Annotated in this window: 6 protein-coding genes; 1 reads left to right on the top strand and 5 read right to left on the bottom strand. The window is 31.2% G+C overall.

Annotated features, from left to right (window positions below):
* Nucleotides 1-83 precede the first annotated feature (83 nt).
* The 5 genes from ACJBCC_RS07765 to ACJBCC_RS07745 all read right to left on the bottom strand — a co-directional run bounded on the left by ACJBCC_RS07765 (nt 84) and on the right by ACJBCC_RS07745 (nt 4,786).
* Complete coding sequence (locus tag ACJBCC_RS07765; RefSeq protein WP_407556856.1) at nt 84-1,391, bottom strand: helix-turn-helix domain-containing protein; 1,308 nt, start codon at nt 1,389-1,391, stop codon at nt 84-86.
* 67 nt (nt 1,392-1,458) lie between these two features.
* Nucleotides 1,459-2,628, bottom strand: a complete 1,170-nt coding sequence (locus tag ACJBCC_RS07760) for a tyrosine-type recombinase/integrase (RefSeq protein ID WP_407556855.1) — start codon at nt 2,626-2,628, stop codon at nt 1,459-1,461.
* 89 nt (nt 2,629-2,717) lie between these two features.
* On the bottom strand, nt 2,718-3,512 hold the full coding sequence (locus ACJBCC_RS07755) for an anti-sigma factor domain-containing protein (protein ID WP_407556854.1): 795 nt from the start codon (nt 3,510-3,512) through the stop codon (nt 2,718-2,720).
* Nucleotide 3,513: 1 nt separating this feature from the next.
* Nucleotides 3,514-4,044 carry an RNA polymerase sigma factor gene (locus tag ACJBCC_RS07750; RefSeq protein ID WP_299100621.1) on the bottom strand — a complete coding sequence of 177 codons (531 nt, stop codon included), beginning with the start codon at nt 4,042-4,044 and terminating at the stop codon, nt 3,514-3,516.
* A gap of 121 nt (nt 4,045-4,165) precedes the next feature.
* On the bottom strand, nt 4,166-4,786 hold the full coding sequence (locus tag ACJBCC_RS07745) for a YceI family protein (RefSeq protein ID WP_299100623.1): 621 nt from the start codon (nt 4,784-4,786) through the stop codon (nt 4,166-4,168).
* Nucleotides 4,787-4,927: 141 nt separating this feature from the next.
* Between ACJBCC_RS07745 and hemN the strand changes: the two genes are divergently transcribed.
* On the top strand, nt 4,928-6,292 hold the full coding sequence (hemN, locus tag ACJBCC_RS07740) for an oxygen-independent coproporphyrinogen III oxidase (RefSeq protein ID WP_407556853.1): 1,365 nt from the start codon (nt 4,928-4,930) through the stop codon (nt 6,290-6,292).
* Nucleotides 6,293-6,301 lie beyond the last annotated feature (9 nt).

Genomic DNA, 6,301 nt, shown 5'->3' with positions numbered 1-6,301 from the left:
AATACAAACCGAATAGAAAATCCGCGAGGATTTTCGTAAGTAGGCGAGTACTAGCAATGAATTATACACGTTGTTGTGTACAGTTATTTTGATTCATAAAAGTTTTTTCCAAATAGTATTAAATCTATATGACAAATAGCTTTTCGAATGAATGATTTAGTAGTACTTGACTGATTAAAACAATTATCATAGACATCTTTTAAAACACCCATTATGTAAGTTTTATTTATCTCATTTTCTTTTAAATGAGTGATTGCTTGGATATAATATCTTAATTCTCTTGTGTCTATTGATTTGAAATCTATTGTTTTATTTTCTTTTAGTTCTTTAATTGCTTTTGTTATTTTTTTTGCAGCTTCAGAACCTGTTGTTATATTCCCAATTTTAAATTTGGAAGAATTATTTTTTTCGAGCCTAAATCTATTTTTGATATCCTCAACTTTATTACCAACTTCATTATTAAGTAATTCGGCTATTTTTGTTTGGTTCAAGGTTGATTTAGAAATATAAAAGTAAATAGGATAGTAAGCAGTATTTTCGTGCATAACCCGTCTTAAAAATTCTTTTGCACTATCAGTATCTAATTGCTGTTCAAAAAACGAATTAAATAGCTCAAAATGGGTTATAATATGATATTTGTTTTCGACAAGTTGAATTATTTTATTACTATCAATTGGTTGAACGTCTCCAATAAGTTTTAGAGCTGGTGCTCCATCTTTTTCTACAAATTTCCCCTCGTTTATAAATGTAACCTTTTTTAATAGCTCCTCTGGAATTAATAATTTGTTTTGAGAGCCTATAAGTTCTCCGTTCACAATATTTAGAAGACCAATATTTTCTACTCCTATGGTAGCAACATTATTAATTAGTTTGAGCCAATTATCATTTAATTCTTTTTGCTTTTCTTCGATTATGTTTCGTAAATCGCCATATGAAATTCGTCTGCTTTGACCTGGATAACGATAAAAGATATCACTCTCTTGAATGTTATTATTCGCAGTTTTAATTGCTACAACAGGTTTGTTTTTGGATTTATGAATGTATAAGAAACCAATTTTGAATTCATTTATTTTTTTAATAAATAATTCGAATTCTATTTCTGGCGCAAAATAGTCGAGAAGTTCTTGAGATAAATCTTTATTGTCAAAATTTTGAAGCTTGTCATTTTTTAATCCGACTAATTCTCCATTGTTTTTTACACCGTAAATAATTAACCCTCCGTTTGCGTTGGCAAAACTTGCAATCCATTTATGTAATTTTTTGTCTTTATGTTTTGGACTATGAAAACTTTCTTTGAATTCTATTTCAGAATGTTCTTTTTGTCGCACAAAATTTTCAGATACTATGAAGTAATCTTTCCAGTTAAATTCTAATTCAAATGATTTTTTCAAGTTCGGGTTTTTAATTGTACACAACTCCTTATATAAAAATTTTTATTGTCGATATCCCGGAATTAATTCAGGATATGAAAAGATTTTTGTTGTCGTTATCCTGTAAATATAATTTATTTACTGCAATGTCTAAAGGGCTTTTTACTTGTTCTAAATCTTTTCTTGTTACTTGTGTATATATCATTGTGGTTTCAGGCCTGCTATGACCTAACAATTCCTGTATGTGCCTTATGCCAATGCCTTGCTCTAACATATGCGTGGCATAACTGTGCCTTAAACTATGTGGTGTTACTTGTTTTGTTATACCTGCCAATTTCAAACTCTTTTTTAAAAAGGCTCTTATGGATTGTGGGCTATAATTACCACCTTTTGGATTTTCAATAAAATACTCCTTTGGTTTGTATGTGTTATAATAATTCTTAATTAGCGGAAAGATGCTTTCTGCTAAAGTAGCATATCTGTCTTTTCGCCCTTTAGCGTTCTGTATATGAAGTTGCTTTCTGTTGAAATCAAAATTTCTGAGTTTTAAATTTATTATCTCACTAATTCTTAAACCAGAAGAGTAGATCAATGCAATGACCACTCGATGTTTTAAGTTTTTTGTGACTTGTAAAATAGACAATACTTCATCAATGCTTAAAATTACGGGTAATTTTAAATCCTTTTTCGGCATATAAATACGATCCGTATTTATAGAACATGCTGGGTAGAAATAGGCGAAATGTTTAAAACCACTTACCATTTGTCTATGAGTACTTACTGCATAATTTAAGGAGGATACAGCCCACTGTATATAATCTCTAACGTCGTTTTCATTTAATTCATTTACAGGTTTCTGTTCTGTAAATCTTAAAAATTCTAATATAAATTTACTGTAGCAAGCGATGGTACTCGTACTAAATCGTTTTCCTTTTAAAAATTCTAGGTAGTGACGATAAATAATAGTCTTTTCTTTATTTAAAGGTTTTAGCGTTACAATATCTCCTTTACTATATCTTGGGATGTTTTTGTTATTATCAGATTCATTAATTAGCAAATCTGCTTCTCTAAGATGAGTTTTAAGGTCTTCTAGTCGTACCTCGTCATAATAAATGTAAAAGGTACGATGCGTTTTTGTCCAATATACGCCTCGAAATTTCTTGATATATTCTTTTGTTTCAAAATCATAAGGAAACTTTATGGCAATACACATTTTAGCGTTATGTGTAAATGAGGCTAACGTAATGGACTTTATCATAACAAGTTGAAAAAACGGTACAATAAAGATATAAAAAAGCCTATTCTATTTAAAGAATAGGCTTTAGTAATCGTTTAAAAAACTCAATTTTAGGGTGTTGCGTCAATAACACCAAGTGTATATAGTTGATCCATTGTTGGCGATTCACTTCCACCTTCTGGCTCTAGTGTTATACCAAAAGCTTGGCTCTCGTTAGCATTAGCTATGGTAAATATCTTATTATCGTCTGTGTTAAAATCGTCAATTGTACCTAAACTAGTTGGTGTTAATGGATTTAAGGTTAGAGACCAAACTTGCCATACTTTTCCTTGTGGTGCATTTGGTAAACCTTCTGCATCTACATAGATAGTGTTATCTGCTTTATTCCAGTATACTTTTGCAAAACTAGTGGCATAATCGCCTTGTCCACCAAGTGGTACAGCAATGATATCTTTATCTCTTATAACGTCCAATAGGTTTTTGGTGGCTGCCAAATCTGTTCTTGCATCTTCTATTTGTGTTTCTAAGTACAGCTTATCGGTTTCCGCAGTTTGCAGTTGTAATTCTAATTCTGTTTTCTGGTTTAGAGTCCATAATAAACCACCTGCTAATAAAATAGAGGCTGCCCAACCTGTGTAAGACATCCAATTTGGTTTCTTAGGTTTTAGATCTACTACTTTAGTATCTGTGAGGCCTAATTTTCCTTTAAACGAATCAAAATCTATAGCATGTGGAGATACTGCTGCAGTTAATTTTACTACCGCACTTTCTATTTCTAAAACTTCTTGCAATAACTCAGGATGTTGATGCAATAAATCATAGATGTCTTGATTTTCTTGTTCAGAAAGTTGACCAGCTACGTAAAGCTCTAAAATACCTGATTCTATGTATGCTTTAATATCCATATTACAATACCATATCTCTTAACTGTTGTATACAGTTTCGGTTTCGTGTTTTTACAGTGCCTAAAGGCATTTGTAATTCTTCTGAGGCTTCCTTTTGTGTAAATCCTTTAAAATATAGGAGTTCAATTACTGCTTTACACTTTTCGCCTAATTGGGTTACAAATTTTTTAATACCGATGGCATCTGTGCTGTCATCTAAATTTTCATGACCTGCTATTATATCTACGAAATAATCTGCGTTTAGGTTTTGTTTAGACTGTTTAAACGCTTTTGATCGTGTTTTGTCAATCGCTGCATTACGCGCTATATTTAAGATCCAAGTAAAAAAACGTCCTTTCTTAGAAGAATAGGTGTCTGCTTTGTGCCATGCTTTTATAAAAACATCTTGCATCAGTTCATCTGCAATATCTGCATCTTTTACAATATTGTAAACGACACCATGTATACTTTTACTATACATACCATAAAGCTTTTTAAATGCAACTTGGTTTTTGTTCTGAAATTGATTTACTAAAATATCTAAATCGGCCATAAGAATATTATCTTAGAACACAATGCAGATAAGGGGAAGTTATTCACCGCAATTATTCTAAACTTAAGAGTTAATTGGTTATAAGATGTTAAAGGTACAACTAATTTATTTTTGTACTATTTTAATTTTCACGAAGGTAAGTATTCACTTCAATAGCTACATCTTCCCAAGTTTTACTAACACCATCTGCACCTTTATGTAATTCATAGCAAACTTTATTTAAAGAAGCTAATGCATCTAAAGCGTTCCAATCTTTTAAGTTCATTGTGCCTTTAAGGCTTACACGTCTTTCGTCAGTAATAGAAATTTTTAAAGGTAAATCTGCAGTTACACCGTTCATGGTAATTTGAGCCTTAGCTTTATCATCAAGATAAATAATTTTTCCTTTCAACAATTCGGTGTTTAGCATTGCACCAAAAAATGAAGCTTTTAATTTCTCGTCTCTAGAATCATCTTTAGTAAACAAACTACTAATAGGAATTGAAAATTCTAAATCATTCAATGCTTCTTGTGGTGTCGCACCAGATTTTTCATCAAAATTTAGGGTTGCGAATTCTCCACCTACCGGAACTTTTTCTGTTGTTTTATAAGCCGTCCATTTTACAGATGTTGCTGCTGGTTTTACAACATAGTTAACTGTGTTTTCTACCGTAGTTGGTTCCGCTTCCTTTTTTTCTTCTTTACAAGAGGTTAATACTAAAGTAAAAATGGCTAGGAATGATAAGAGTTTTATACGTTTCATATTATCAGATTTTTTTTAGTAAAGTTAAGGAGATAATTGTAATTAACCATAGCCTAAATGTAATTTCATTTAATGTTCACATGATAAAAATCATATTTTAAAATAATACATTCTACTAATTTTGAACCGTAGATTTTTGGTATGAGTCAAGTGTTAATAAATAAATATAATGTCGCTGGTCCTCGATATACGAGTTACCCAACAGTTCCATATTGGGAGCTTAATTCTTTTTCATTATCACAATGGAAAACAACACTAAAACGTGCTTTTGTAGAAAGTAACACATCTGAAGGTTTAAGCCTTTATATCCATTTGCCGTTTTGTGAGAGTCTATGCACGTTTTGTGGTTGCCATAAAAGAATTACAAAACAACACAATGTAGAATCTCCATATTTAAAAGCCGTTTTAAAGGAATGGAGTTTGTATTGTGAATTATTAGATGAAAAGCCTAAGATTAAAGAATTACATCTTGGTGGTGGCACACCAACATTTTTTTCGCCTGAAAATCTAAAGTTTTTAATTACAGAATTATTAAAAACTTCAAAATTGGCAGAAGATTACGAGTTTAGTTTTGAAGGTCATCCTAACAATACTACAGAAGCCCATTTACAAACCTTATTTAATTTAGGATTTAGACGTGTTAGTTTTGGTGTACAAGATTATAATTTAAAGGTACAGAAAGCAATTCATCGTGTTCAACCTTTTAAAAACGTAAAACAGGTTACAGAATTAGCAAGAAAAATAGGTTATACATCTATTGGGCACGATATAATTTTTGGCTTACCATTTCAAACTGAAGTAGATGTTATAGAAACCATTAAAAAAACGAGAACATTAAAGCCAGATCGTTTGGCATTTTATAGTTATGCGCATGTGCCATGGATAAAAGGAAATGGTCAACGAGGTTTTAGTGATAGCGATTTACCCTCTGCGGCATCTAAAAGACAGCAGTATGAAACTGGTAAAAAACTATTAGAAGCTGTGGGTTATATAGAAATAGGAATGGATCATTTTGCCTTAGAAAGTGATTCTCTGTTTAAAGCTATGGAGTATAAAACGTTACATAGAAATTTTATGGGCTATACTGCTTCTAAAACTCAAGCTATGATTGGCTTGGGAGTGTCTGCAATAAGTGATAGTTGGTATGGGTTTGCTCAAAATGTAAAATCTATTGAAGACTATTACCATTTGCTCGAAGAAAATATAATACCTGTGGTTAAAGGTCATATTCTTAATTCTGAAGACCTAGTGATTAGAAAACACATCCTAAATCTAATGTGCAACTTTAGCACGTCTTGGGAAAATGCTGAATTATCATTTAAAGAATTACCAGAAGTGTTGGTTAAATTAAAAGAATTTGAAAAAGATAATCTCCTTCAATTTGAAACAAAAAAAGTAACCATTACAGAAAAAGGAAAACCGTTTATAAGAAATATTTGTATGGCATTTGATTTGCGTTTACAACGAAAAAGGCCAGAAACAGCTTTGTTTTCAATGACCATTTAACAATCATAA

The organism is Winogradskyella sp. 4-2091, from assembly GCF_045765065.1.
Classification (GTDB): Bacteria; Bacteroidota; Bacteroidia; order Flavobacteriales; family Flavobacteriaceae; genus Winogradskyella.
This window is presented reverse-complemented; position numbering and strand designations above follow the sequence as displayed.